Genomic DNA, 26,732 nt, shown 5'->3' on the forward strand with positions numbered 1-26,732 from the left:
CGCGGCGATGAGGCCGGACGACGAGCGCTATTTCGCTCGGATCGAGGACCGCCTCGACGAGGCGTGGGACGTGGCCGAAGCCGCCAAAGAGCAGGGTCACGACCCGAAACCGGAGATCGAGATCCCGATCGCTCGCGACATGGCCGACCGCGTCGAGAACATCCTCGGGATCGACGGGGTGGCGGAGCGCGTCCGCGAGCTGGAGGGCGAGATGTCCCGCGAGGAGGCGGCGCTGGAGCTCGTCACCGACTTCGTCGAGGGGACCGTCGGCGACTACGACTCCCGCGCCGGCAAGGTCGAGGGCGCGGTCCGGACCGCGGTCGCGCTGCTCACCGAGGGGGTCGTCGCCGCGCCGATCGAGGGGATCGACCGGGTGGAGCTGCTGGAGAACGACGACGGCACGGAGTTCGTCAACGTCTACTACGCCGGCCCGATCCGGTCGGCGGGCGGGACCGCACAGGCGCTGTCCGTGCTCGTCGCTGACTACGCCCGGTCGCTGCTCGACATCGACGAGTACAAGCCCCGCGACGTGGAGGTCGAGCGATACGCCGAGGAGATCGCCCTCTACGACAAGGAGACGGGGCTCCAGTACACGCCGAAGGACAAGGAGTCGAAGTTCATCGCCCAGCACATGCCCGTCATGCTCGACGGGGAGGCGACGGGCGACGAGGAGGTCTCGGGGTTCCGCGACCTGGAGCGCGTCGACACCAACTCCGCGCGCGGCGGGATGTGTCTCGTCGCCGCCGAGGGGATCGCGCTGAAGGCCCCGAAGATCCAGCGGTACACCCGCGACCTCGACGAGGTCGACTGGCCGTGGCTCCAGGACCTGATCGACGGGACGATCGGGAAGGACGGCGGCGGCGCGAGCGACGAGGCCGCCGAGGACGCCGACGCAGAAACGGACGACGGCGAGGACGCCGGTACGGATCCGAACGAGGCTGACGACGCGGCCGACGACCCGGAGAGCGACGACTCGGAGGCGGCCGAGCCCGACGGACCCCTCCGCGCGAACTCTTCCCAGAAGTTCCTCCGCGACCTGATCGCGGGCCGGCCCGTCTTCACCCATCCGAGCGAGGCGGGCGGGTTCCGGCTCCGATACGGTCGCGCGCGCAACCACGGGTTCGCGACCGGTGGGGTCCACCCGGCGACGATGCACCTCGTCGACGACTTCCTCGCGGCGGGCACCCAGATCAAGACGGAGCGGCCGGGGAAGGCCCACGGGGTTGTCCCCGTCGACTCCATCGAGGGCCCGACGGTGCGCCTCGCGAACGGCGAGGTCCGGCGGATCGACGACCCCGAGGAGGCGAAGGAGATCCGGAACGGCGTCGAGAAGGTGCTCGATCTCGGCGAGTACCTCGTCAACTACGGCGAGTTCGTCGAGAACAACCACCCGCTCGCGCCCGCGTCGTACGTCTACGAGTGGTGGGTCCAGGAGTTCGAGGCCGCCGGCGCCGACGTGCAGGCCATGGAGGACGACCCGCACGTCGACCTCGAACACCCCGACGTCGACGAAGCGCTCGCGTGGGCGCGCGAGTACGACTGCCCGCTCCACCCGGAGTACACCTACCTCTGGCACGACGTGTCCGTCGACGCGTTCGAGGCGCTCGCCGACGCGGTCGCCGCCGGCGACGTGGTCGAGGGCGTCCTCGCGATCGAGCGCACGGACGCGACCCAGACCGCGCTGGAGTCGCTGTTGGTCGAACACGTCGCGACGCCGGACGCGCTCCGGATCCCCACGTGGCGCCCGCTGGCGCGCTCGCTCGGGGTCGACGACGGGCTCCGAAAGACGTGGGACGCGAGCGACCTCTCGACCGCGGCCCGCGAGTGGGACGACGGCGAGAACGCGGTGAAGGCCGTCAACGAGGTCGCCCCCTTCGAGGTGCGAGAGCGGGCGCCGACCCGGATCGGGAACCGGATGGGACGCCCGGAGAAGTCGGAGAGCCGCGACCTCTCGCCCGCGGTCCACACGCTGTTCCCGATCAACGAGGCCGGCGGTCCCCAGCGCGACGTGACGGAGGCCGCGAGCGTCATGGACGACTCGGGCCATCGAGGCCGGCTGGAGCTGGAGGTCTCCGACCGGGTGTGTCCCGAGTGCGGCGAGCACACGTACCGGGCGCAGTGCCCGGACTGCGAGGTCCACACCGACCTCCACTACGAGTGCGGCGGCTGCGGAACCGTCTGCGAGCCCGACGAGGCCGGGCGCGTCGAGTGCCCGCGCTGCGAGTGGGAGGTGACGGCGGCGACCGACCAGGAGGTCGACCTCAACGACGCGTACCGCTCGGCGCTTGAGAACGTCGGCGAGCGGGAGTCCGCCTTCGAGATCCTCAAAGGGGTCCAGGGGCTCACCTCGCGGAACAAGACCCCCGAGCCGATCGAGAAGGGGATCCTCCGCGCGAAGAACGGCGTCACCTCGTTCAAGGACGGGACGGTCCGCTACGACATGACCGACCTCCCCGTCACGTCGGTCCGGCCCGAGGAGCTCGACGTCACCGCCGACCACCTCCGGGAGATCGGCTACGAGACGGACATCGACGGCGAGCCGTTGCGCCACGACGACCAGCTCGTGGAGCTCCGCGTGCAGGACATCGTCCTCTCCGACGGCGCCGCCGAGCACATGCTCAAGACCGCGGACTTCGTCGACGACCTCTTAGAGCAGTACTACGACCTCCCCCGCTTCTACGAGGTCAACGAGCGCGACGACCTCGTCGGCGAGCTCGTCTTCGGGATGGCCCCCCACACGAGCGCCGCGACTGTCGGGAGAGTGGTCGGTTTCACCTCGGCCGCCGTCGGATACGCTCATCCGTACTTTCACGCCGCGAAACGGCGGAACTGCTTCCACCCGGAGACGGAGATCGAGTACCGAGACGGCGCGGGTTGGCACCGCGAGACCATCGAGGAATTCGTCGAGGATCGGTTGGACGATCCCGAGACTGATGACTTCGGAACGCTCGTTGACGAACTTGACGCGGACGTTTATGTCCGCTCGATCGACGAACACGGTGAACCCACCGTACAGCCCGTAACAGCTGTCTCGAAACACCGAAGCCAGGACCACCTCGTCGAGGTTCGAACGACCGGTGGTAGATCGCTCCGCGTGACTCCTGATCACACAATGCTCCGAGTCGATTCCGATGGACTCCGGGATGTCAGGGCAAGTGAACTGTCTGCTGGAGACGATATCCCGTGTCCTGCCGGTGCCGATCCGTCATCTGTTACGGGCGAGACGACTGCTCTCGCTGACGGTGGGGTCGTGACTGACGAGATCAGTACCGTCGAACCCGTTGCTAGCGATGTTGACCACACGTACTGTGTGACTGTCGCCGAGACCCATTCACTTGTCACAAATAATCTGTATTCTAAGCAATGTGACGGAGACGAGGACTGCGTGATGCTTCTCATGGACGGTCTTCTCAACTTCTCGAAAACTTTCTTGCCGGACCAGCGCGGCGGTCGCATGGACGCGCCCCTCGTGATGTCCTCGCGGATCGATCCCTCGGAGATCGACGACGAGGCGCACAACGTCGACATCGCGCGGGAGTACCCGCGCGAGTTCTACGACGCGACGCTGGAGATGGCCGATCCGGAGTCGGTCGAGGACCTGATCCAGATCGGCGAGGACACGCTCGGGACCGACGAGGAGTACCACGGGTTCGGCCACACTCACGACACCACCGACATCGCGATGGGGCCGGATCTGTCGGCGTACAAGACGCTCGGCGACATGATGGAGAAGATGGACGCGCAGCTGGAGCTGGCCCGGAAGCTCCGCGCGGTCGACGAGACCGACGTGGCCGAGCGCGTGATCGAGTACCACTTCCTGCCGGACATCATCGGGAACCTCCGGGCGTTCTCGCGGCAGGAGACGCGGTGTCTCGACTGCGGCGAGAAGTACCGGCGGATGCCCCTCTCGGGCGACTGCCGCGAGTGCGGGGGGCGGGTGAACCTCACCGTCCACGAGGGGTCGGTGAACAAGTACGTCGACACCGCGATCGAGGTCGCCGACCGGTTCGGCTGCCGCCCGTACACGAAACAGCGACTGAAGGTGTTAGACCAGTCGCTGGAGTCGATCTTCGAGGACGACACGAACAAGCAGTCCGGCATCGCGGACTTCATGTGACCGTCCGCGGCGGTCACCGATCGGGATCGCGGCGGTCACCGAGCGCGCCCCGCGGCTCACCAGCCGTGACCGCCGATCCGGACGACCGCGCCACAGCCGGGACACTCGAACACCTGTAGCGGGTCGTCGACCGGGTTGACGACGACGAGCCGGCTCGGTCGAGTGGACTCACCGCAGCGGACGCAGACGTCGCTCCCGGCGCTCATCGGATCGTGCTCATGATTCCCATACGCCGGCGGACGGGATAACCACATACTCACGTTCCGCTGTCACGTCCGCGGTCGGGTCATCGCGGCGTCTATTCGCCCGCGCGCGCTTCCTCGACCACTTGCACGAACTCCCGGGCGGTCTCGGTGATCGCCTCGTAGTCGCCGCGCTCGGCGGCGTCGTAGTCGACGAGGGCGCCGCCCGCGCCGACCGCGAACGCGCCGGCGGCGATGTAGTCCGCGGCGTTGTCGGGGCCGACGCCGCCGGTCGGCATCATCGGGATCTGGCCGAGCGGCCCCTTCATGGCTCCGAGGTGGTCCGGGCCGACCGTCTTGGCGGGGAACACCTTCACGAAGTCGGCGCCGGCCTCGTAGCCGCGGATCGCCTCGGTCGGGGTCATCACGCCGGGCGCGCTGACGGCGCCGTAGCGGTTGCACGTCTCGATCACGTCCTCGTGGAGGCTCGGCGAGACGACGAACTCGGCGCCGGCCATCAGCGTGGTCCGGGCCGTCTCGCTGTCGAGGACCGTCCCGGTGCCCACGACGACCTCGTCGTCGAAGGAGCCGGCGACCTCGCCGATCTTCTCGGCCACGTCGGGCGTGTCGGCGGTGATCTCGACGGCGGTGACGCCGCCCTCGCGGAGCGCCTCCGTGATCTCGATGAGCTGGTCGGCCTCGACTCCGCGCAGTACCGCGACGACACCGCTGTCGACGATCCGTGAGAGCGTTTCGTTCATGCGCTCCCGTTTCCGAGCGATCACCTAAATAGACGCGGATGCGCACGAGACGTTTCGATCGGACGCCCCGGATCGTGCCGACCGGACGCCCCGGATCGTGCGACCGATCGACACGAAACCGGCGCGATCGCGGGTCGATCCGGTCGAAACGGCCGAGACGAAACACTACCCTTTTGACCCTCCTTTCGGTAACAAGCGGTATAATGGGCCGACGCAAGAAGATCGTTCAAGAGTGCGAGCGGCTGATGGACACGCCGGAGAACATCCGGAACATCGCCATCGCCGCCCACGTCGACCACGGGAAGACGACGCTCTCCGACAACCTGCTGGCCGGTGCCGGCATGATCTCCCAGGACACCGCGGGCGAGCAGCTCGCGATGGACACGAAGGAGGACGAACAGGAGCGCGGCATCACCATCGACGCGGCGAACGTCTCGATGACTCACGAGTACGGGGACACCAACCACCTCATCAACCTCATCGACACGCCGGGCCACGTCGACTTCGGTGGCGACGTCACCCGCGCGATGCGCGCGGTCGACGGCGCGCTGGTGGTCGTCGACGCCGTCGAGGGCGCGATGCCCCAGACCGAGACGGTGCTCCGGCAGGCGCTCCGCGAGGGCGTGAAGCCGGCGCTGTTCATCAACAAGGTCGACCGCCTCATCTCCGAGCTCCAGGAGGGGCCCCAGGAAATGCAGGAGCGGCTGATGTCGGTCATCGCCGACGTCAACGAGCTCATCCGCGGGATGGCCGAGAACATGGACGACATCCCCGAAGACTGGACCGTCTCCGTCGAGGACGGAACGGTCGGCTTCGGCTCCGCGCTGTACAAGTGGGGCGTCTCGATGCCGTCGATGCAGCGGACCGGCATGGACTTCGGCGACATCATGGAGCTCGAACAGAACGACAAGCGCGACGAGCTCCACGAGCGGACGCCGCTCTCGGACGTCGTGCTCGACATGGTCTGCGAGCACTTCCCGAACCCGGTCGACGCCCAGCCCCGTCGTGTCCCGCGCATCTGGCGCGGCGACGCCGACTCGGATCTGGCCGACACGATGCGGATGGTCAACGAGGACGGCGAGGTCGTCTTCATGGTCACCGACATCTCCATGGACCCGCACGCGGGCGAGATCGCGACGGGCCGCGTCTTCTCCGGCACGCTGGAGAAGGGCCAGGAGCTGTACGTCTCCGGGACCGCCGGCAAAAACCGGATCCAGAGCGTCGGCCTGTTCATGGGGTCCGAGCGCGAGGAGGTGGACCGCGTCCCGGCGGGGAACATCGCGTCCGTCACCGGACTGCGTGACGCCATCGCCGGCTCCACGGTCTCCTCCGTGGAGATGACGCCGTTCGAGTCGATCGAGCACATCTCCGAGCCGGTCATCACCAAGTCCGTCGAGGCGCAGAACATGGACGACCTGCCGAAGCTCATCGAGACGCTCCAGCAGGTCGCCAAGGAGGACCCGACGATCCAGATCGAGATCAACGAGGACACCGGCGAGCACCTCATCAGCGGGCAGGGCGAGCTCCACCTCGAAGTGATCACCCAGCGGATCCGCGACAACCAGGGCATCCCGGTCATCACCGGCGAGCCGATCGTGGTCTTCCGCGAGCAGCCGCAGGAGGCGTCCCGCGAGGTCGAGGGGCAGTCGCCGAACCGCCACAACAAGTTCTACATCACCGTCGAGCCGATGGACCAGGAGATCGTCGACGCCATCCAGCTCGGCGAGGTCTCGATGGACATGCCCGAACTGGAGCGCCGCGAGGCGCTACAGGAGGCCGGCATGGACAAGGACACCTCCCAGAACGTCGAGCACATCCACCGGACCAACATCCTCATCGATGACACGAAGGGGATCCAGCACCTCAACGAGACGATGGAGCTCGTGCTTGAGGGGCTTCAGGAAGCGCTCGACGATGGGCCGCTCGCCGCCGAGCCGGTCCAGGGGTCGCTGTTCCGCCTCCACGACGCGAAGCTCCACGAGGACACCATCCACCGCGGTCCCGCGCAGGTCATCCCCGCGGTCCGCGACGCGGTCCACCGCTCGCTGATCGACGGCGAGGTCCGCCTGCTGGAGCCGATCCAGGACGTCCGGATCGACGTGCCCTCGGAGCACATGGGCGCGGCGTCCGGCGAGATCCAGGGTCGCCGCGGCCGTGTCGACGACATGTACCAGGAGGGCGACCTCATGGTCGTCGAGGGCATCGCGCCCGTCGAGGAGATGATCGGCTTCTCCTCCGACATCCGCTCGGCCACCGAGGGCCGCGCCTCGTGGAACACCGAGAACGCGGGCTTCCGCGTGCTCGTCGACAACCTCCAGCGCGAGAAGATCATGGAGATCCGCGAGCGGAAGGGCATGAAGCTGGAACTGCCGCAGTCGATCGACTACTTCTAAGTCGACGACGCGGCTCGCGGTTTTCTGCGATCTCTTTCGCGGTTCTCTCGACGCTCCGACCCGTCAGCGGCGGAACTGCTTGACCGCTGACGCGCCGCCGACGAGGACGAAGAACGAGCCGAACACGGCCGCGACGACCGGCGCGTTCGAGGTCTGTGCCTTCAGGAACCCGCCGTCCGGGTCCGACGGGTCGACGTAGGCGGTGGCCGACTCGTCGACGGCGTATCCCTCGACGACCTCGCGCGCCGCCGACTCGGTGTCGTAGTTCGACGTGATCGCCGACGGGAAGACGTTCGTGCTCGCGTACTCGGTTCCCTCGTACTCGTACGTGAACCGGACGGCCGGTCGGTAGTCGACGCCGGCCTCGCCTCCCGTCGACGTCGACTCGACATCGAGGTCGGTGATCGTGGCGTCGACCGCGACCGCGTCGTCGACCGCGCTCGACTGTTGGGTGTAGTCGTACGCGCCGTACCCGGTCACCGCGAGCCCGATCACCAACACGATGACCGCACCGCGGAGCGTCTTCGGGCCGTCGATCGAGAGCCCGCCGTCGCTCATTCGGTCGTCTCACCCCCGTTCGGCGCGCGACGGCTCGGCACGGAGGGCTGTGTCACGATCGGTCGCTGACTGGGTGGGCGGTGTCGCACGCCGTGTCGTCGATCCTCATCGCCCGTAAGTGTGGATGGTGGCGTCCGTCCGACTGTGCGGTACGTTGACAGCCGTGGCGGCGAGGCAACGCCTGCCATCGCCGAAGGCTTATACCGGATCCCCCGACTCGTTTCGGATATGCAGACGGGCACGACTCCCGCTCGGCGCATCGCGACGGAGCCAGCAAGCGACCGCTCCGCGCCGCCGACAGGACCGTGCCGGATCGGACCGCGGACGGGGACCTCCGGAACGTCGCTCGCCGCGATGACCGCTTCAGGCGCGGAGGTGGCGGCGTGAGCGACGCCCGTGACGGCGTCCCCGAAGAGGCGGTTGACGACGAGGACGCGACTCCCGACGGCGGCCACGCCTCGACGACGCCGTCGACGCATACGGTGCGGCTCGAACTCGTCGACGAGCCGGGGCAGCTGCTCGCCGCGCTCCACCCGATCGCCGACAACGGCGGGAACCTCCTCTCGATCTACCACGAACGCGGGAACAAGACGCCCCGCGGTCGGATCCCCGTCGAGGTCGACTTTGAGGCGACGCAGGAGCGGTTCGAGGGGATCGTCGAGGCGCTCCGGAGTGAGGGCGTGAACGTGATGCAGGCGGGGACGGAGCGGTACGCGGAGGAGGTTACCATCCTGCTCTTCGGCCACCTCATCGACACTGACCTGTCGGACACGCTCTCGCAGATCGAGGCCTGCGAGTCGGCGTCCGTCGCCGACGTGTCGCTGGCGGCGCCGCAGGGGACCGAGGAGGCGTCGAGCGCCCGGCTCCGCCTGGAGGCCCGCGCCGGCGAGACGGAGGCGGCGCTCGCGGCGGTCCGGGAGCTGGCCGCCGAGAAGGACCTGCGTCTGGTCGAGCCGCTCACGGGGGTGGAGGCGTGAGACTCGCCGTCGTCGGAGCCGGCGCGGTCGGGCGCTCGGTCGTCGACCTCGCGAGCGAGTACGGTCACGAGGTCGTCGCGGTGGCGGACTCGTCGAGCGCGGTCGTCGCGGACAGGACCGGGGGTCGGGGCACCGGTGTCGACTCCGACGCGGTGGTGGCCCGCAAGGCCGAGCGGGGGATCGTCGGCGACGGGGATCCGGAGGACGCGCTGGCGGCCGACTACGACGTGTTGGTGGAGGCGACGCCGACGACGCTGGGCGACGCCGAGCCCGGATTTTCGCACGTTCGGACCGCGCTGGAGCGGGACCGCCACGCCGTGCTCGCGAACAAGGGCCCGGTCGCGGAGCGGTTCGGCGACCTCCGGTCGCTCGTGAACGACAGCGACGGCGACATCCGCTTCGAGGCCACCGTCGGCGGCGCGATCCCCGCCGTGTCGACCGTCGAGGACATCGAGCCGGGTCACGTCACCGCGGTCCGCGGCGTGCTCAACGGGACGGCGAACTTCATCCTCACGCGGATGGCCGCGGAGGGGCTCGACTACGAGCACGTGCTCGCGGAGGCGCAGGACCTCGGCGTCGCGGAGGCCGACCCCTCCTTCGATGTGGACGGCACCGACGCGGCGCTGAAGTGCGTCATCCTCGCGAACGTGCTCTCGTTCGGCGCGGCCGACGACCCGGTCGACGCCCGGGAGTTCACGCTCGACGACGCCGACGTGGAGGGGATCCGCGACGTGCCCGGCTCCACGCTCCGGCTCGCGACCGAAGACGGTCGCACGGTCCGGCTCATCGGCGAGGCGACGGGCGAGACGGTCCGGGTCGCGCCGCGGCTCGTCCCCGAGAACGGGACGCTCGCGGTCTCCGGGACGCAGAACATCGTCCAGATCGAGACCACCCACGCCGGTCGGCTCAACATCTCCGGACGGGGCGCGGGCGGTCCGGAGACGGCGAGCGCGGTGCTCGGTGACGTGGGTCGCCTGGAGTAGCGTCGCGGGCGTCGGAACGGCCCCTCGGCGCTCCCGAACCTCGCGGTCGCGAACCGGGCGGGAAACCGAGACGCGAATCCGGCCGTGTGTCGATCCCCCGTGCCCCGCGTTGTCGAGAATCGCCCGACCGCGTTGCGATAGTCTGTGGTCCGTATCGAAACCGTTTTAGTGGAATCTACCGAAACTTACTCACAGAGCGCCTTAGCGCGTGATTACCCCATGAGTGACAAACCGCATCAGAACCTGGCCATTATCGGCCACGTCGACCACGGCAAGAGTACGCTCGTGGGTCGCCTCCTCTTCGAGACGGGGAGCGTCCCCGAGCACGTAATCGAGCAGCACCGCGAGGAAGCCGAAGAGAAGGGCAAGGGCGGCTTCGAGTTCGCCTACGTGATGGACAACCTCGCCGAGGAGCGCGAGCGCGGCGTCACGATCGACATCGCCCACCAGGAGTTCGACACGGACAACTACTACTTCACCATCGTCGACTGCCCGGGCCACCGTGACTTCGTGAAGAACATGATCACGGGCGCCTCGCAGGCCGACAACGCGGTGCTCGTCGTCGCGGCCGACGACGGCGTCGCGCCCCAGACCCGAGAGCACGTGTTCCTGGCCCGCACGCTGGGCATCAACGAGCTCATCATCGGCGTCAACAAGATGGACCTGGTCGACTACCAGGAGTCCACGTACAAGGAGGTCATCGGCGAGGTCGAGGACCTGCTCAACCAGGTTCGCTTCGCGACCGACGACACGACGTTCGTGCCGATCTCGGCCTTCGAGGGCGACAACATCTCCGAGGAGTCCGAGAACACGCCGTGGTACGACGGCGACACCCTGCTGGAGTCGCTCAACGACCTGCCGGAGTCCGAGCCGCCGACGGACGCGCCGCTCCGACTCCCCATCCAGGACGTCTACACCATCTCCGGCATCGGGACCGTCCCCGTGGGACGCGTCGAGACCGGGATCCTCAACACCGGCGACAACGTCTCCTTCCAGCCGTCCGACGTGGGCGGCGAAGTGAAGACGGTCGAAATGCACCACGAGGAAGTCCCCAAGGCCGAGCCCGGTGACAACGTCGGGTTCAACGTCCGCGGCATCGGCAAGGACGACATCCGTCGCGGCGACGTCTGTGGTCCCGCCGACGACCCGCCGAGCGTCGCAGAGACGTTCAAGGCGCAGGTCGTCGTCATGCAGCACCCCAGCGTCATTACGGCCGGGTACACGCCCGTCTTCCACGCCCACACGGCGCAGGTCGCCTGTACGATCGAGTCCATCGATCAGAAGATCGACCCGTCCTCGGGCGAGGTCGCCGAGGAGAACCCGGACTTCATCAAGTCCGGCGACGCCGCGGTCGTCACCGTGCGCCCGCAAAAGCCGCTCAGCATCGAGCCGTCCGGCGAGATCCCGGAACTCGGCAGCTTCGCCATCCGCGACATGGGTCAGACCATCGCGGCCGGCAAGGTGCTCGAAGTCAACGAGCGATAATCGATGCAGCAGGCACGCGTCCGCCTCGCCGGCACGAGCCCCGAGGACCTCGACGACATCTGCGACGACGTCCGCGAGATCGCGGACTCGACGGGGGTCGCCCTGTCGGGCCCGATCCCGCTGCCGACGAAGACGCTCGAGATCCCGTCGCGAAAGTCCCCGGACGGTGAGGGGACGGCGACGTGGGAGCACTGGGAGATGCGCGTCCACAAGCGTCTGATCGACATCGACGCCGACGAACGCGCGCTCCGCCAGCTCATGCGCGTCCAAGTGCCGAACGACGTCAGCATCGAGATCGTTCTCGAAGACTAAGCGCTAGGGCGTCCGTTCACGCTCTCTTCGTTTTCTTTCACGCTCGCTAGCGTCGCCGCCGTCGGTCGGCCTTCGACCCGATCGAGGGCCGCCACGCTCGTCACGAGGTTATCGCACGTCGAGTAGCCCCGTGCGCCCGGCGACGAGCCCGCAGAACGCGCCGGTCGCGTGAGCGATCAGCGCGACGCCGGGGGCCGCGGTCGTCGCGGTGAGGACGACGGCGGCCAGTCCGAACAGCGCGAACTGCGCCCGGGCGGAGAGCCGCAGCCGGTCGAACAGCGTCGCGCTCACGACGTTGCCCGCGAGGAGGTACCCCCCGAGCGCGAAGACGGCGCCGCTGAGTCCCAACACGGCCGCCGAGGGACCGAGCAGTCCGCCGAGCGTTACCTGCGAGATTCCGGCGAGCGCGCCGGTCCCGACCACGAACGCGTGGAATCGGAGGCGGGTGGTCCGGCGCTCGACGAGCGGGCCGACGAGGAGCAGCGCGAGCCCGTTCGCCAGCAGGTGGCCGATCGACCCGTGCGCGTACACGCTGGTGACGACGGTCCACGGCGCGACGGCGAGCGGCGTCGACAGCGCGAAGAGCCCCGCGAGATTGACGACGCTCAGCGCGAGCTGTGCGATTCCGACGAGGAGGGCGATCGCGAGCGTCTCGAACGTGGCGCGCATCGTGCTGTCGTTCGCACCGGAACGGGTTAAACGCGATCGGGGAGGTCAGATCGCGTCGTCCGGATCGTGTACTCGGGTCATCCGCTCGGCCTCGGCGGCGTACCGGTCGCGGTCGGCAGGTCGCCGACAGTGCCGACGTTGTCGGGCGGCGTCGACGGCGGCCGTCGTGTCGCGCACGTCGGTGAAGGGGGTGAGCGCTCGCTCCTTGCGGAAGTTACGCTCGTCGCTTTTCGGTTTCGAAGGAGCTACGCGGCCGCATGTCCGGGCGCTGTAAGCGCGTTGTGTCGATGGTGGCGGGTCGAAGACGGCCGGGTGCGGACGAGAGGCGGCACCGTTCCGAGGCTTCCCCTCCGAGCCGCTTCGGAAGGGCCTTTTAGGGCGACCCACGAACGGACGGTATGTTCCGGCAGTTCCGGTCGGAGGTGGCCGACGCGCTCGGCGACGCGCTCGCCTCGCTCGACCTCCCGACCGACGATCTCGGCATCGAACGCCCGCCCGACGACATGGACGCGACGCTCGCCTCCAGCGTCGCCTTCCGCCTCGCGGGCGAGGTCGGCGACGCGCCCCCGAACGTGGCCGCGACGGTCGCGGACGCGGTTGACGCCGACGGGTACGACTACCTCGCCGCGGTCGACACCGCGGGTCCGTACGTCAACTTCCACGCCGGCGAGCGCTACCTCGCCGACACGCTCGACGCGGCCGCCCCCGACGCCGGCTACGGCGCGCTCCCGGATCGGGATACCTCTGTCGTCGTCGAACACACGAGCGCGAACCCGACCGGCCCGGTCCACGTCGGCCGCGCGCGAAACCCCATCGTCGGCGACGCGGTCGCGAACCTCCTGGAATACGCGGGCTACGACGTCGATCGCCACTACTACGTCAACGACGCGGGTCGGCAGATGGCCGTGTTCACGTGGGCGTACGAGCGGTTCGACGAGTCGGACTTAGACGAGGAGCCCGCACGCGACCGCGCCGAGTACGACCTCGTGCGCTACTACCGGAAGGGGAACGCGTACCTGGAGGAGGCCGACCCCGAGGCCGTCGAGGCCGCGGAAAACGAAATCTCCGCGATCCTGCAGGGGCTCGAAGCCGGCGACGAGGAGACGTACGAGCGCGTCGGCGAGGTCGTCGACGCCGTCCTCGGCGGGATGAAGGAGTGTCTCGCCCGCCTGCCCGCCGAGTTCGACGAGTTCGTCAAGGAGACGCGGTTCATGCGCGACGGCTCCACCGACGAGATCGCGGCGCGGCTCAAGGAGACCGACCACGCCGTCTACGAGGAGGACGCGTGGCAGCTGGAGCTCAACGACTGGGGGATCGACAAGAACCTCGTCTTCCTGCGCTCCGACGACACCAGCCTCTACACCACCCGCGATCTGGCTCACCACGAGTGGAAGTTCGACAACTACGACCGCGCCGTCACCGTGCTCGGCGAGGACCACAAGCTGCAGGCCGACCAGCTCGACGCGGCTCTCGAACTGCTCGGCAACGACACCGATCGGCTCGGTCACGTCATCTACTCGTACGTGAACCTCCCGGAGGGGAAGATGTCCACCCGGAAGGGCACCGGCGTGATGCTCGACGACTTACTCGACGAGGCGATCGATCGCGCTCGCGAGGCGGTCGAGAGCCGAATGGACGACCGGATCCGCGACGACGACCTCACCGAGGCGGACGTGGAGCGCATCGCCCACGAGGTCGGGATCGGGGCGGTCCGATACGACATCATCTCGAAGCAGCCCGCGAAGGCGATCACCTTCGAGTGGGAGGACGCGCTCGACTTCGAGGGGCAGTCCGCCCCGTTCGTCCAGTACGTCCACGCGCGCTGTTGCGGAATCTTAGACGAGGCGGCCGACGCCGGGATCGAGGTACCGGGCGTGACGGCGGACGCGGGCGGGGCCGTCGACTACGGCGCCCTCGACGTCGACGCCGCGGTCTTCGAGACCGAGGAGGCCCGCGACCTCCTCCGCGAGGTCGCCCGCTTCCCGGCCGCCATCGAGGAGGCGGCGAACGACTTAGAGCCGCACACGATCGCCACATTCACCCGCGAGTTCGCCGACGCGTACAACGCGTTCTACCGGGAGTGCCCGGTCGTCACGGCCGAGGACGAGGAGCTCCGGGCCGCCCGCGTTGCGCTCGTCGCGGCCGCGAAGCACACCATGGCGAACGCGCTTGACGTGCTCGGGGTCGAGGCGCCCGAGTCGATGTAGGAACGAGGCGATTAGGGTCGTCGTTCGGTTTTCTTCGATCGGGATGTTGCTGTCGACGCTGCTGCGAACACTTCCAAAGGGCCAGCCCGACCGTACCGCTCGGCCTCACGCCTCCCCAGCCTCGTCGGTGGTCCTTCGCTTCGCTTGGACCACCGACTCCAGCGAGGGACCTCCGGTCCCTCTGGCAGCCGGCGGCGAAGCCGCCGGCGACGCCACCGCAGTTGATGTATGAACAATCACGCGCTTGGCCACCCGTGTGACACGGTGTCGTCGCGCTGGCGGGGAGGTCAAAGCTTACTTACACACACGACGCCGTATTTAGGGTAATGAGTAGCGACGCCCAAGAGGCGAGCGAGGACCGGCGGAAGTACGAGTTCCGCAAGGTCATCGAGGAACTCCGCGACTTCGAGGGTTCCGGCACGCAGCTCGTCACCATCTACATCCCCGAGGATCGGCAGATCTCCGACGTGGTCGCCCACGTCACGCAGGAACACAGCGAGGCGTCCAACATCAAGTCCAAGCAGACGCGGACGGCCGTACAGGACGCGCTCACCTCGATCAAAGACCGCCTCCGCTACTACGACACCTTCCCGCCCGAGAACGGGATCGTGATCTTCTCCGGAGCGATCGACGCCGGCGGCGGCCAGACCGACATGGTCACCAAGACGCTGGAGTCGCCCCCCCAGCCCGTCCAGTCGTTCCGCTACCACTGCGACTCCGAGTTCCTCACCGAGCCGCTCGAACACATGCTGGAGGACACCGGCCTGTTCGGGCTCATCGTCCTCGACCGGCGCGAGGCCAACGTCGGCTGGCTGAAGGGCAAGCGGGTCGAGGCCGTCAAGTCGGCCTCCTCGCTCGTCCCCGGCAAACAGCGGAAAGGGGGTCAGTCCGCACAGCGGTTCGCCCGCCTCCGGCTGGAAGCGATCGACAACTTCTACCAGGAGGTCGCGGGGATGGCCAACGACCTGTTCGTCGACAAGCGCCACGAGCTCGACGGCATCCTCGTCGGCGGTCCCTCACCGACGAAAGACGAGTTCCTCGACGGCGATTACCTCCACCACGAGCTGCAGGACAAGGTGCTCGGCAAGTTCGACGTGGCGTACACCGACGAGTCCGGGCTGAAGGACCTCGTCGACAACGCCAGCGAGGCGCTCTCCGATCAGGAGATCGTCGAGGACAAACGCCACATGGAGGAGTTCTTCGAGAACCTCAACACCGGCGAGGAGGCCACGTACGGCTTCGAGCAGACCCGTCGGAACCTGATCATGGGCTCGGTCGACCGCCTGCTCATCTCCGAGGACCTCCGGTCCGACGTGGTCGTCTACGAGTGCCCGAACGGTCACGAGGAGTACGAGGTGGTCGACGCGCGACACTCAACCCCGTCCCACGAGTGCTCGGAGTGCGGCGAGGAGGCCGACGTCGACGAGCGCGAGGACGTGATCGAACACCTGATGGCGATCGCCGAACAGCGCGGGACCGACACCAAGTTCATCTCCACCGACTTCGAGAAGGGCGAACAGCTGCTCGACGCGTTCGGGGGAATCGCGGGTATCCTGCGCTATTCGACCGGCGTCTAAGCGGACGCGTCGAAAGCTCCTCTCCTCCTGCGCCGCTCCTCCCGTCTACTGCTCCGGCTCGACCGGCGCCGCCGCGATATCCAAGCACTTGCAGGCGTCCGTTTCGGGGTCGAAACAGTCCGGACACTCCGGCTGCCGGTCGATGATCGTGTCGAGCCGCTCGGCGACGGTGTCGTCGATGACCGCCTCCAGTTCGCGGGCCTCGTCGCGGAACTCCTCGACCGCGAGCACGTTCGCGAGGAAGCGCTCGATGATGCAGTAGGTCTGGAGCGCGTCGCGCGCTCGCACGATTCCGTCGTCGGTGAGGCGGACCCCCTTGTACTTCTCGTGTTCGGCGAGCCCGCGCTCTTCGAGTTTCCCGATCATCTCGTTGGCGCTCGCCGGGCTGACACCGAGCGAATCGGCGATCGACCCGGTCGAGGCGGGGCCGTCCTCCTGCTTCTGTACGACGTATATCGTCTTGAGGTACTGGTCTGCGGTGTTCACGGCTTCCCTCCGTCGGCACTCGTCGTCGGTTCGGTCCCCTGGTTCATCGTCGCTCCATGACCTCCGTTACCTCGCTGACCCCCTCGGCCTCGTCCTCGCGGATCGCCCGCAGTTCGTCCAGAAGCTCCGCGCGATCGATCGTGAACTCGGCGTTCGACTCCTCTATCGCCTCGATGAGGTCGTCGTAGAACTTGTAGGCGGTCTCCTCGTTACACAGCTGGTCGTAGAGGATCCCGTCGAAGTCCTCCGGCTGGGTCCGCCCGTACCGCGCGTCGACGAGCGATTCGATCTCGTCGAACGGGACGCTGTCGACGCCGAGCCCCTCGATGAGCGACTCCAACCGTTGACGGTGTTCGGCCGACTCCTCGGCGGCGTCCGCGAGCAGCGTCTCGATCTCCTCGTCGAGTTCGGCGTCGAGGCTCTGGTAGTGGTGGTGCGCTCGCGCCTCCACGACCTCCTCCAGGACGATCCCGATCTGTAACAGCCGGGCGAGCTGGTCGTCCGAGGCGATCCGCTGGCTTACGCTCACGGCGACCACCCGTCACCGTTCGATACGACCGTTCGCATACACGCCAACTCAGACGTAGTCCGACTTAAGGAGTTCCCCTTCGATCGGCGCTCGCCCGCGATACCCGGGGCTCGCCGTCGTTGCGCACGGAAATAACGACAACCGGGAACCGCGATGTCCCGTGATCGCCCGCGACCTACTGCAGGCGCTCGAAGACGAGGTCCTCGACGTCGTCGCGGAACTCGTCGACGGCGATCTCCTCTAACACGGGGACGAAGAAGCCCTCGACGAGCATGTTCCGCGCCGTGTGCGAGTCGATCGATCGGCTCTGCAAGTAGAACAGGTCCTCGGCGTCGACCTGTCCGACGGTCGCGGAGTGAGACGCCTCGGTGTCGTGGTTGTGGATGATCAGCTTCGGCGACGCGTCGGCCTCGGCGTCGTCCGACAGCATCAGCGTGTTCTCGCGCTGGTAGCTGGAGGTGTTCCACGCGTCGTTGCCCACGTCCTGGACCCCCTCGTAGACGGAACGGGCCACGTCGTCGAGCACGCCGCGCGTGACCAGGTCGGCCGTCGTGTGCTCGGCCTGGTGCCAGACGCGGGCGTTGATGTCGAAGTGCTGGTCGTCGGTGCCGAAGAACGTCCCGACGATCTGGCTCTCGGAGCCGTCGCCGTTCAGCTCCGACTCGACGTCCGAGCGCGTCAGCTTCGACCCGAAGTTGCTCTCGATCCAGTCGACGGTGCCGTACGTGCCCACGTCGGCGCGCTTCAGCGAGTAGGTGTACGTGTCGTCGTCGAGGTTCTGGAGCGATCCGAACTGGACGCTCGCGTTCTCGCCCGCGGCGATCTCGACGAGGTTCGAGAAGTACCGGTCATCGTCGACGCTTCCCGAGGCGGCGGCCTCGCCGTCGCCGGATTCGATCGATTCGAGGATCGTCACCGACGACGACTCCTCGGCGACGACGAGCGTCTGGCTGAACAGCGAGCGGGAGTTCATCTCCGCGCGCACCGTCACGTCCTCGACGTCGACGCCCTCGGGGACGTAGACGAACGTCCCGGTCGTGAAGAGCGCGACCGACAGCGCGGTGAGGTAGTTGTGTTCGGGGTCGAGCACCGATCCGAAGTTCGCCTCGATGACGTCGCTGTACTCGTCGAACGCCTCGGTGAACGGGAGGACGACGACCTCGTCGTCGCCGACCGTCCGCTCCGTGGTGTCAGACTGGTTCAGCGGGTCGACCAGCGACTCGAAGTCGAGGGCCTCCAGGTCGGTCCAGCGTCGCCCGGGGGTCTGGATAACGTCGGGGAGGTCGGCCGTCTCTAACGCGTCCAGCGCGTTCAGACGGGTCTCCAAGAGCCACTCGGGCTCGTCGCGTTCGTCGGCGATGCGTCGTACCGTGTCCTCTGAGAGGCTCTCGATTGCTTGCGTGCTCATGTTATCCGAGCGAGCCCTCCATCTCGAGCTCGACGAGCCGGTTGAGCTCGACGGCGTACTCGATGGGCAGCTCCTCCGTGATGGGCTCGATGAAGCCCGAAACGATCATCTGCTTGGCGTCGTCGTCGTCGAGGCCGCGCGACTGCAGGTAGAAGATGTCCTCGTCGCCGATCTTCCCGACGGTCGCCTCGTGGGCGACGTCGACCTTCGACTCGTTGATCTCCATGTACGGCATGGTGTCGGAGGTCGACTCGTTGTCGAACATCAGCGCGTCGCACTCCACGGCGGTCGAGGAGTTCTCGGCGCCGTCGGCGATGTGGACGAGCCCGCGGTAGTTCGTGCGGCCGCCGTCCTTCGAGATCGACTTCGACTCGATGGTCGACTTGGTGTCGGGCGCGTTGTGGTACACCTTCGCGCCGGTGTCGATGTCCTGCCCCTCGCCCGCGAAGGCGATGGTGATGTGGTTGTCGGAGGCGCCGCGGCCCTTCAGGATCGTCGACGGGTACAGCATCGTCGCCTTCGACCCCATCGACCCGGAGATCCACTCCATGCGCCCGCCCTTCTCGGCGATGGCGCGCTTCGTGTTCAGGTTGTAGGTGTTCTTCGACCAGTTCTGCACCGTGGAGTACTGGACGTGGGCGTCCTCCCCGACGAACACTTCCACGCCGCCGGAGTGGAGGTTGAACGCCGAGTACTTCGGGGCGGAACAGCCCTCGATGTAGTGGACCTCGGAGCTCTCCTCGGCGATGATGAGCGTGTGCTCGAACTGGCCCATCCCCTCGGAGTTCATCCGGAAGTACGCCTGTACCGGCATGTCGACGGTGGTGTTCTCCGGCACGTAGACGAACGAGCCGCCGGACCAGATCGCGCCGTGAAGCGCGGCGAACTTGTTGTCGCTCGGGGGGACGCACTTCGTCATGAAGTGCTCGCGGACGATCTCCTCGTGCTCCTGGACGGCCTCGTCCATGTTACAGAAGATGACGCCCTTCTCCTCCCACCGCTCCTGCATGTTCTGGTAGACGACCTCCGACTCGTACTGGGCGCCGACGCCGGAGAGTGCGTTCTTCTCGGCCTCCGGGATACCCAGCTTGTCGAAGGTGTCTTTGATCTCGTCCGGGAGCTCGGTCCAGTCGTCGACGCCGGCGCGGACGTCCACGTCTGGCCGAATGTACGGGATGATCTCGTCGATGTCGACCTCGCTGAGGTCCGGCTGCCCGGGCCAGTCGGTCGGCATCGGCATCTCCTGGAACTGCTCGAGCGCGCGCAGGCGCCGCTCCAGCATCCACTCCGGTTCGTCCTTGTCCTCCGAGATGACGCGGACCGTCTCCTCGGTGAGACCCTTCTCGGTCTGGAAGGCGGATTTCTCCTCCTTCTTGAACTCGAAGCGGGCCTCGGTGTCTGTCTCCTTCAGTTCGTCCTGTTGTGAGCTCATAGTATGATGTTACGTTGTTCCGGACTTACGTGTATCGCGTGACTGGATTCGGTTACGCGGCTTCGAACGCGTCCTCGCGGACCCAGTCGTACCCCTTGTCCTCGAGCTTCTCGGCGAGCTCCGCGCCGCCGCTTTTGACGACCTCGCCGTCGAGCATTACGTGGACGTGGTCGGGCTCGACGTAGTCGAGAATCCGCTGGTAGTGAGTGATCTGGAGGACGCCCGTGCCCTGCTCGTCGCGGAGCGCGTTGATCCCCTTCGAGACGTCCTGCAGGCGATCGATGTCGAGCCCGGAGTCGATCTCGTCGAGCACCGCGACCGCGGGCTCCAGCATCGCGGCCTGCAGCACTTCGTTCTGCTTCTTCTCGCCGCCGGAGAAGCCGGCGTTGAGGTATCGCTGCATGAACTTCTCGTCCATGTCGAGCAGCTCCATCTTCTCCGAGAGGATCTCCTGGAACTCGGCGACGCCGATCTCGCCGTCGTCCGAGGGGCCCTCCATCGGGGAGGTGTCGTACCCTTCCTCCTCGTCGTCTTCGTCGGCCGACTCCTCGTCCTCGTCTTCGAACAGCTCCTCACGCTCGTCCGCCTTGGCGTTGAGCGCCTGTCGGAGGAAGTTCGTCATCGTAACACCCTCGATCTCCGCCGGGTACTGGAATCCGAGGAAGATACCGAGCGCGGCGCGCTCGTTGGGTTCGAGCTCCAGCAGCTCCCAGTGGTAGTCCTCGTCGTCGAGCTCGGCGTCGATGTCGTCGAGATCCTCCTCGTCGAGATGCAGGAGGATCTCGCCGCCTGTGACCTCGTACGCGGGGTGGCCGGCGATGACCTTCGCGAGCGTCGACTTCCCGGAGCCGTTCGGGCCCATCAGCGCGTGGATGTCCCCGGACTCGACGGTCAGGTCGACCCCCCGAAGAATGCGTTCGCCGTCCTCTTCCGCCACTCGCGCGTGAAGATCGTTGATTTCGAGAGTTGCCATATGTATTCTCGTGCCTCGTGTCCGAACAGTGGTGTCTTGGCGGGTTAATGGTTACGCATCTGCCCGTAGAATTTCCCGAAATCGATAAGAATTGTTCTCGCCGATCGAAAAGCGGTTTTCAGAAGGCGTTTTCAGCGTCCGGTCCGGATCACATGAAGGAGCCGAGTCCGGTCTGTTCCTGTCCCGTCTTGACCTCCTCCCACGACATCCCGAGCGCCTCGATGACGCGCTCGATCGGTCCCTGGAGCGTCTTGTCCAGCATCTTCTCCCAGTCGACGTCGAACTCCTCGGGGACCTGGTCGGCGTACTCGAAGCAGATCACGTCCGGATCGCGTTTGAACTCCCCGTAGAGGTGATCGCGCTGCGGATCGAGTCCCTTCTCCTCCTCCATCCGCGTCCAGAAGTCCGGGTGGACCTTCTCGATGTAGAGCCGCTTCGGCTTCGACCCGCTGCCGAAGTTGGTCCCGAGCATGAGGTTGGCGTACTTCGCCCCGCGCACCTGCGCGGTCGGCGTCTCGTAGGCGTCGAGCTTCTTCCCGATCCCGCCGGGGATCCCGATCTCGTCGAGATCCATCTCGCCGTCGAGCACGCGGGCGATGACGTCAACGAGGTACGCCTTCACCTCCTCTAAGTCCTCGTCGATGTCGTCGCCCGTGACGATCGTCTCGATGACGTTCTGCTGGACCTCCTTCGTGATCTGTGCGATGTCCGAGCGCTTGTACTCGAACCCGGTGATGTCGATGTCGTCGACGTCTTTCCCCTCCTTCCAGATGATGTGGCCGGCGTACCGCTTCTTCTTGCCCGCCTGGAAGAACCGCCGGTAGAGCTTCTCGAACTCGATCTGGAAGCGGTGGAAATCCGCGTTTAACTCCTCGCGCGCGAAGTCGTCGTAGCGCTCGTTGATGTGGTCCTCTATCTCGAAGGAGGTATCGATCGCCTCCTCCTTCGACATGTCAGATAACGATAACATGACGCTGTCGGTGTCTCCATACGCAACTTGATAATTTAGTTCTTCGGCGGCTTCCTCTGTAAAGTCGATGACCTCCCGCCCGGTCGCCGTGACGGCCGCAGCGCCCTCTTTGTCGTAGAGGCGGAACCGATCCCATCCCGTCACGCCGTATAGCGACTGTCCGACGAACTGGAACTTTCCGTTCCGCCCCGCGAGGAGCGTGTGGTTATCTTCGACGGTCACGCAGTAGACCCCGTCTTCCGCCTCGCTCCGAGCTCCGCCCCGATGCATCCGGAGCGTGTTCTTCGCGTCTTCCGTGACGTATATCCGCCAGCTCCCGTTGTCGCGGTTGTAGCTCGCGGTGAGCCCGAGGTGGGCACACAGCCGGAGCACGTCGTCACGGAGCCGGTCGCTGGAGGTCGTGTACCGCCACGATCCCGACTGTCGATCCCCATCGCCGTCGATCAGCGTTTCCAAGAAGCGGCGCTTCTGTGTCCGGGTCGCATCGAACACGATGTCCGGAATCCGTTTCTCGAAACTGTCGCCGCCGCAGATCTCTCGGAGCAGATCTCCGAGAAGCCCCGACGTGAACTGATACGCGCGGTCGTCGACGTAGCAGTCGAACCCCATCCCGTTGAGCAGCTCGCCGATGCTCGCGTGATGGCCGCCTCCGTCGACGATGGCGTTCTGTGCGATCTTTACCGTCGTCGCGGAGCTCCGGTGATTCTCACCGAACGTCTTCTCCTCTGAGGTGTACACGCTTCCTTCGGTGACGTACCACGCGAGCAGATCGAGGAAGTCGTCGCCGTCGAACGTCCGCGGGATCCACTTTCGACCGGACTCGCGGTGAACGAAGCTCGTCTCACACACCGATTCGACGTACTCGCGGTGCTCCTCGAACTCCGAGGCCGTGAAGACGTATCCGGTCTGACCGACATCCGCCTTCGGAACGCGTCGCGGCGTCCAGCCGAGTTCGGCGGTGAACGTGTGGTCGTGGACGCTCGGTCGGACCCACACCTCGTACTCCCCGTCGACGAGTTCGGTCAGATCGACCTCGTCGATCCGTTCGCCGTCCGGTCCATCCCAATCGTGGGGCAGTTCGTAGTTCGTCGCCCGGTCCAGGTCGCCCGCCTCCACGAAACTGTACCCGTCTTCGGTGATCCCGTTCGTCTCGTTCTTCCGGACGAGCATCCGGTGGTTCGGCGTCACCCGGAAGTCGATCTTCGACGTTTCGATGTCGACGAGTTCGTCCCGGTAGTCCGGGTACGCGTGGGTCTCTTCGACGGTCTTCACCTCCATCTCCTCCGTATCGGGATCGAGCGAATACACGGCGTCGCCGACCTCCAAGTCCGTAATCGACCGAACGCCGTCCGGGGTTACGACCTCGGTATCGGGCGTGAAGCAGTTCATAATAACCTTGACAGCTCCCTGCTGTCGGTCGTACTGCTCGTAGGGTTCGGTGCCGGGATCGTGATCGTTCCGGAGCGCCTTCTTCTCCTCGCGCTCGGTGAGGAGCTCGTCGACCATCTCGCGCATGATCCCGTCCGGCTCCTTCCGGAAGTGCGTCCCGTTGGGCGCGACGTACGTCTCGCCGTCGTACTCCGCGGGGTCGACCTTCGTCTCCGGGCCGGCGTTGATCGTCACCATGCACATCGGGTAGAGGCTCTTCAGGTCCTGGACCGTCACCATCTCTTTGACGCCGGTGATCGGGTCGAAGACGGCGCCGCCCTCGAACTCTTCCGATTCCTGTTGGCCCTTCGTCGGGAGCGCGAACTTCCCGAACGCCTTGTGGAGGACGTACATGTCGACGGTGTCGCCGGGTGTCGGCGCGTCCTCGATCTTGCAGCCGACGAAGGTGCGCACCTCGTCCCAGAAGGCGATCACGTCCTGCTTCCGGTCGATCTCGACGCACAGCTCCACGTCGCGGATGCTGTACTCCAGCAGGCGTTCGGGGTCCTGCTCCCAGAGGTCGCCGATGTCGCCCGTGTAGCGCTCCTTGCCGACGCCGAGTTCGCGCTCGCCGACGGCGTCGAGCCGGTACGACTCCAGCTCCGTGAACATCGTGCGCTTGTAGGCGTACAGCAGGTCGAAGACGACCCGGCCCTTGATGTCGGGGCCGCCCCAGCCGGAGCGCCACACCTCGCCGATCCGGGAGAGCCGATCGATCGAGAGGTCGTACTGGCTCCCGTCGTCGAGCACCTCCATCCTGTCCAGAAGGTACGGTGCGTCGAAATCTTCGAAATTCCACCCCGTCATAAGATCTACGTCGGTTTCCGCGATGTACTCCACGAACGCGTCGAGCATCGCGGCCTCCTCGTCGAAGGTGCGGACTCGGAAGTCGAGCTCCTCGCCCTCGTCGACGATCCCCTCGTAGTCGGGGAGATCCTCGGGCGGCGGGATCTCGGCCTCCGGCGCGTCGTACAGCCAGACGACGTACTCGTCGTCGTAGGAGTCGTGGCTGGTGAGACAGATGATCGGCTCCTCGCCGTCCTCGGGGAAGCCGCGCCGGTCGTCCACCTCGATGTCGAACGTGTTCACCCGCATCTCGGCGTCGACATCCGCGGGTTCGAGCATTCCCTCGTGGACCTGGATCGTCCCCTCTCCGTCGTCGAGGCGGCGCTCTTCAACGCGGATGCCGCCGTTGATCCCGTTGTCGATCAGAAAGCGGTTCGGGAAGAGGATGTCCGCCTCGAACGTCGTCGCGAAGTCGTCGCGGATGCTCCCCACGTCGCGGGGCGTCCGGGTGACGATCCGGGTGAGCGGCTCGCCGCGGATGCTCTCGAAGGGCTCGCCGTCGGGGGTCTCCTCTCTGGTCCCGATCACCACGTCGTACTCCTCGACGGGGTTGCGGTCGAGGTCGGACGTGGGAACGTAGAAGTACGGCTCGACGCCGAGCACGCGGAGGTGTTCGACGGCGTCGTCCTCGCCGTCGACGTGTTCCGCCGGTCGCCGGCCGAACACGTGGACGACCGGGTACTCGTCGCTGCCGTACCCCTCCACGGCGTAGTCTATCTGGGTGATCATCAGGTCGACGGTCCCGGTCGACTCCGGGAACTTCGCCTCGTCGACGTCGACCACGTCGCTGACGTGTCCGCGTCCGCCGCCGGCGACGACGGCCGCCTCCTGTGCGGCCAGCTCCTCCCGTTCGGCCTCCGTGCTGTCTCCCGACTCGTCGCCCGCCTCTCCGGACGACGAGAAGTCCGACAGCCCCGACTGAGTCATACCCGTGCTTCGGCGCACCCGGCTAAAAAACTCGGCTTTCGGGTGCGGCGAGCACTCCCGCCACGGAAAGGCATATATTGTGTGACGGCATACCACGCTCTATGTCTTCGGACCCGCGTTCCGAACCCGAGGCGGCTCGCCCGGCCGATCGCGACGAGGTCGACGCCGAGGTGGAGGTGTACGAGGACGACGGGAACGTGGTGCTTTTCGACGCCGCGAACCCCCTCGCGTGGGTCGAGGCGAGCCGAACGGTTCGGCTGGCCGACGCGCTCTGACGGCGGCCACCCCTTTCGCCCCTTTCGCCCCTTTCGCTCCGATCCCAGCCCTTCGCAGCCGCGACTCGCGGACGAACCCTGGCGGAACCCCTTTGCCCCGTCCCCGCGTACGTTCGGTGTGTTCAGCCTCGACGAGGACGACGAGGGCGAGGTCTCCTTCGGAGAGAGCTCCGACGCCGAGCGGGAGATGACGCCCGACATCCCGAAGGCGCCTTCGGTGAAGACGTTCGACGACGGCGGGGACTTCGAGGGCGCGAGCGATGTCGACTCGGGGACTCTCCGCGCGTTCGTCGTCGCCGTCATCTACGCCAACGCCGCCGTGCTCCTCGTCGCGCTCGGCCCGATGCTGTGGTTCTTCGAGGGGTGGTCGCGGATCGGTCCGGCCCTGTTCGTCGCGGGACTCCTCGCGGGCGTCCGGACCTACCAGACGTACCGGTCGTGGGAGCGATCGCGGGACGCGGCGGAGCCGGAGCCCGGCGGCGACGCGGATGACGCGGATGACGCGGACGACGCAGATGACGCGGACGACGGGTCCGCCCCCGATTCTTCCGCCACCTCCGACTCCCCCACCGGTCCCGCCGGCCCCGACGACTCCGGTACCGACGCCGAGCCCCCGGAAGCGTAATGCCCGCGCGACCGCTGTTTCCGATCCATGCAGACGGTTCGTGACGCGACCGGCGCGACGTACCTCCTCGTGAAACGCTCCGCCGACTCGAGTCGAGTGCGGGATCCGGCCACCGGTGAGGAGCGGTACGTCGACAACGACGAGCTTCGCGTCGTCGACGGCGAGTCGCCGCTCGCGACCGCGGCCTCGGGCGTTCCGGCCCCGGTCCGCCAGGCGATCGGAGCGGTCCGCGACGATCGGTCACTCGGCCTCCTCGCGGTGGTCGTCGACGAGGGGCCGATCGCCGCGATCGACCTCCTCGACGCGGCCGACATGTGCGAGTCCGACCTCCACGGGACGATTTCGGAGTTCCGCGCGGCCGGCCTGATCGACGAGGTCGACGTCGCGGGGCGGCGCGGCTACGAGGCGACTTCGGTCGCAGTTGAAGCGATGGGGCTGTTGCGGGGCGGGTCGGAGAGCGTCGAGTGATTCGCTTATAAGCGTAATACGGTGGCGTTCGCGCCGGTTCGCGTCCGTACCCTCGCTCGGCCGAGCGTGTGCCTCACGCCTCCCCAGCCTCGTCGGTGGTCCTCCGCGTCGCTCCGGACCACCGACTCCCTCGCGGACCGCTCG

General features: G+C 66.9%; 23 protein-coding genes. 12 read left to right on the forward strand and 11 right to left on the reverse strand.

Annotated features, from left to right (window positions below; genetic code table 11):
- The first annotated feature begins 7 nt into the window (after window positions 1-7).
- Window positions 8-4,117: a DNA-directed DNA polymerase II large subunit gene (locus C471_RS10605; protein ID WP_004048828.1), complete on the forward strand. Its 4,110-nt coding sequence runs from the start codon at window positions 8-10 to the stop codon at window positions 4,115-4,117.
- A gap of 56 nt (window positions 4,118-4,173) precedes the next feature.
- Here C471_RS10605 and C471_RS17465 read toward each other — a convergent pair whose 3' ends face one another.
- Entirely contained in the window at window positions 4,174-4,323 is a 150-nt protein-coding gene (locus C471_RS17465; RefSeq protein WP_160163146.1) for a hypothetical protein, read from the reverse strand.
- Window positions 4,324-4,415: 92 nt separating this feature from the next.
- Window positions 4,416-5,060: a bifunctional 4-hydroxy-2-oxoglutarate aldolase/2-dehydro-3-deoxy-phosphogluconate aldolase gene (locus tag C471_RS10610; protein ID WP_004048830.1), complete on the reverse strand. Its 645-nt coding sequence runs from the start codon at window positions 5,058-5,060 to the stop codon at window positions 4,416-4,418.
- Between the two features lie 203 nt (window positions 5,061-5,263).
- On the opposite strand from C471_RS10610, the gene C471_RS10615 reads away from it, so the two are divergent.
- Window positions 5,264-7,453 (forward strand): elongation factor EF-2, encoded by a 2,190-nt coding sequence (locus C471_RS10615; RefSeq protein ID WP_004048832.1) that lies wholly within the window; start codon window positions 5,264-5,266, stop codon window positions 7,451-7,453.
- Between the two features lie 63 nt (window positions 7,454-7,516).
- Here C471_RS10615 and C471_RS10620 read toward each other — a convergent pair whose 3' ends face one another.
- Window positions 7,517-8,011, reverse strand: coding sequence for a DUF3592 domain-containing protein (locus tag C471_RS10620; protein ID WP_004048834.1), 495 nt, complete (start codon window positions 8,009-8,011; stop codon window positions 7,517-7,519).
- A gap of 228 nt (window positions 8,012-8,239) precedes the next feature.
- On the opposite strand from C471_RS10620, the gene C471_RS17470 reads away from it, so the two are divergent.
- The 5 genes from C471_RS17470 to rpsJ all read left to right on the forward strand — a co-directional run bounded on the left by C471_RS17470 (window position 8,240) and on the right by rpsJ (window position 11,768).
- Entirely contained in the window at window positions 8,240-8,398 is a 159-nt protein-coding gene (locus C471_RS17470; protein ID WP_160163147.1) for a hypothetical protein, read from the forward strand.
- Window positions 8,395-8,988, forward strand: a complete 594-nt coding sequence (locus C471_RS10625) for an amino acid-binding protein (protein ID WP_049909281.1) — start codon at window positions 8,395-8,397, stop codon at window positions 8,986-8,988. Before C471_RS17470 ends, C471_RS10625 begins: the two co-directional genes overlap by 4 nt.
- The gene (locus C471_RS10630) at window positions 8,985-9,971 is read left to right on the forward strand and encodes a homoserine dehydrogenase (RefSeq protein WP_004048838.1); all 987 of its coding nucleotides are present in this window, start codon (window positions 8,985-8,987) and stop codon (window positions 9,969-9,971) included. The genes C471_RS10625 and C471_RS10630 overlap by 4 nt, the downstream gene beginning before the upstream one ends.
- Before the next feature lie 219 nt (window positions 9,972-10,190).
- The gene (tuf, locus tag C471_RS10635; protein WP_004048840.1) at window positions 10,191-11,456 is read left to right on the forward strand and encodes a translation elongation factor EF-1 subunit alpha; all 1,266 of its coding nucleotides are present in this window, start codon (window positions 10,191-10,193) and stop codon (window positions 11,454-11,456) included.
- A gap of 3 nt (window positions 11,457-11,459) precedes the next feature.
- Window positions 11,460-11,768 (forward strand): 30S ribosomal protein S10, encoded by a 309-nt coding sequence (gene rpsJ, locus C471_RS10640; RefSeq protein ID WP_004048854.1) that lies wholly within the window; start codon window positions 11,460-11,462, stop codon window positions 11,766-11,768.
- Between the two features lie 108 nt (window positions 11,769-11,876).
- Here rpsJ and C471_RS10645 read toward each other — a convergent pair whose 3' ends face one another.
- Together C471_RS10645 and C471_RS10650 are read right to left on the reverse strand one after the other, a co-directional pair.
- The gene (locus tag C471_RS10645) at window positions 11,877-12,437 is read right to left on the reverse strand and encodes a rhomboid family intramembrane serine protease (RefSeq protein WP_004048856.1); all 561 of its coding nucleotides are present in this window, start codon (window positions 12,435-12,437) and stop codon (window positions 11,877-11,879) included.
- 45 nt (window positions 12,438-12,482) lie between these two features.
- Window positions 12,483-12,614: a hypothetical protein gene (locus tag C471_RS10650; RefSeq protein WP_394295193.1), complete on the reverse strand. Its 132-nt coding sequence runs from the start codon at window positions 12,612-12,614 to the stop codon at window positions 12,483-12,485.
- A 221-nt stretch (window positions 12,615-12,835) separates the two neighbouring features.
- Between C471_RS10650 and argS the strand changes: the two genes are divergently transcribed.
- Together argS and prf1 are read left to right on the forward strand one after the other, a co-directional pair.
- Window positions 12,836-14,644 (forward strand): arginine--tRNA ligase, encoded by a 1,809-nt coding sequence (argS, locus tag C471_RS10655; protein ID WP_004048858.1) that lies wholly within the window; start codon window positions 12,836-12,838, stop codon window positions 14,642-14,644.
- A gap of 326 nt (window positions 14,645-14,970) precedes the next feature.
- Entirely contained in the window at window positions 14,971-16,221 is a 1,251-nt protein-coding gene (gene prf1, locus C471_RS10660; RefSeq protein WP_004048860.1) for a peptide chain release factor aRF-1, read from the forward strand.
- A gap of 45 nt (window positions 16,222-16,266) precedes the next feature.
- Here the strand turns inward: prf1 and C471_RS10665 are convergent, their stop codons facing one another.
- The 6 genes from C471_RS10665 to C471_RS10690 form a co-directional block, all read right to left on the reverse strand.
- The gene (locus tag C471_RS10665) at window positions 16,267-16,707 is read right to left on the reverse strand and encodes a metal-dependent transcriptional regulator (RefSeq protein WP_004048862.1); all 441 of its coding nucleotides are present in this window, start codon (window positions 16,705-16,707) and stop codon (window positions 16,267-16,269) included.
- Window positions 16,708-16,750: 43 nt separating this feature from the next.
- On the reverse strand, window positions 16,751-17,236 hold the full coding sequence (locus C471_RS10670; RefSeq protein ID WP_004048863.1) for a hypothetical protein: 486 nt from the start codon (window positions 17,234-17,236) through the stop codon (window positions 16,751-16,753).
- Window positions 17,237-17,411: 175 nt separating this feature from the next.
- Window positions 17,412-18,644, reverse strand: a complete 1,233-nt coding sequence (gene sufD, locus C471_RS10675) for a Fe-S cluster assembly protein SufD (RefSeq protein ID WP_004048864.1) — start codon at window positions 18,642-18,644, stop codon at window positions 17,412-17,414.
- 1 nt (window position 18,645) lies between these two features.
- Complete coding sequence (gene sufB / locus C471_RS10680) at window positions 18,646-20,076, reverse strand: Fe-S cluster assembly protein SufB (RefSeq protein WP_004048865.1); 1,431 nt, start codon at window positions 20,074-20,076, stop codon at window positions 18,646-18,648.
- A gap of 52 nt (window positions 20,077-20,128) precedes the next feature.
- Complete coding sequence (locus tag C471_RS10685; protein WP_004048866.1) at window positions 20,129-21,049, reverse strand: ABC transporter ATP-binding protein; 921 nt, start codon at window positions 21,047-21,049, stop codon at window positions 20,129-20,131.
- Window positions 21,050-21,197: 148 nt separating this feature from the next.
- A complete protein-coding gene (locus C471_RS10690; RefSeq protein ID WP_004048868.1) occupies window positions 21,198-25,220 on the reverse strand; it encodes an intein-containing DNA polymerase II in 4,023 nt (1,340 codons plus the stop codon).
- Between the two features lie 101 nt (window positions 25,221-25,321).
- Here C471_RS10690 and C471_RS17705 point away from each other — a divergent pair, with 101 nt between their 5' ends.
- From C471_RS17705 to C471_RS10700, 3 genes are all read left to right on the forward strand, one after another.
- Window positions 25,322-25,495 carry a DUF7331 family protein gene (locus C471_RS17705; protein ID WP_004048870.1) on the forward strand — a complete coding sequence of 58 codons (174 nt, stop codon included), beginning with the start codon at window positions 25,322-25,324 and terminating at the stop codon, window positions 25,493-25,495.
- 118 nt (window positions 25,496-25,613) lie between these two features.
- Window positions 25,614-26,120, forward strand: coding sequence for a DUF7322 domain-containing protein (locus C471_RS10695; protein ID WP_004048872.1), 507 nt, complete (start codon window positions 25,614-25,616; stop codon window positions 26,118-26,120).
- 27 nt (window positions 26,121-26,147) lie between these two features.
- On the forward strand, window positions 26,148-26,588 hold the full coding sequence (locus C471_RS10700; protein WP_004048874.1) for a DUF7346 family protein: 441 nt from the start codon (window positions 26,148-26,150) through the stop codon (window positions 26,586-26,588).
- Window positions 26,589-26,732 lie beyond the last annotated feature (144 nt).

Source organism: Halorubrum saccharovorum DSM 1137, assembly GCF_000337915.1.
In the GTDB taxonomy this organism is placed as follows: Archaea; Halobacteriota; Halobacteria; order Halobacteriales; family Haloferacaceae; genus Halorubrum; species Halorubrum saccharovorum.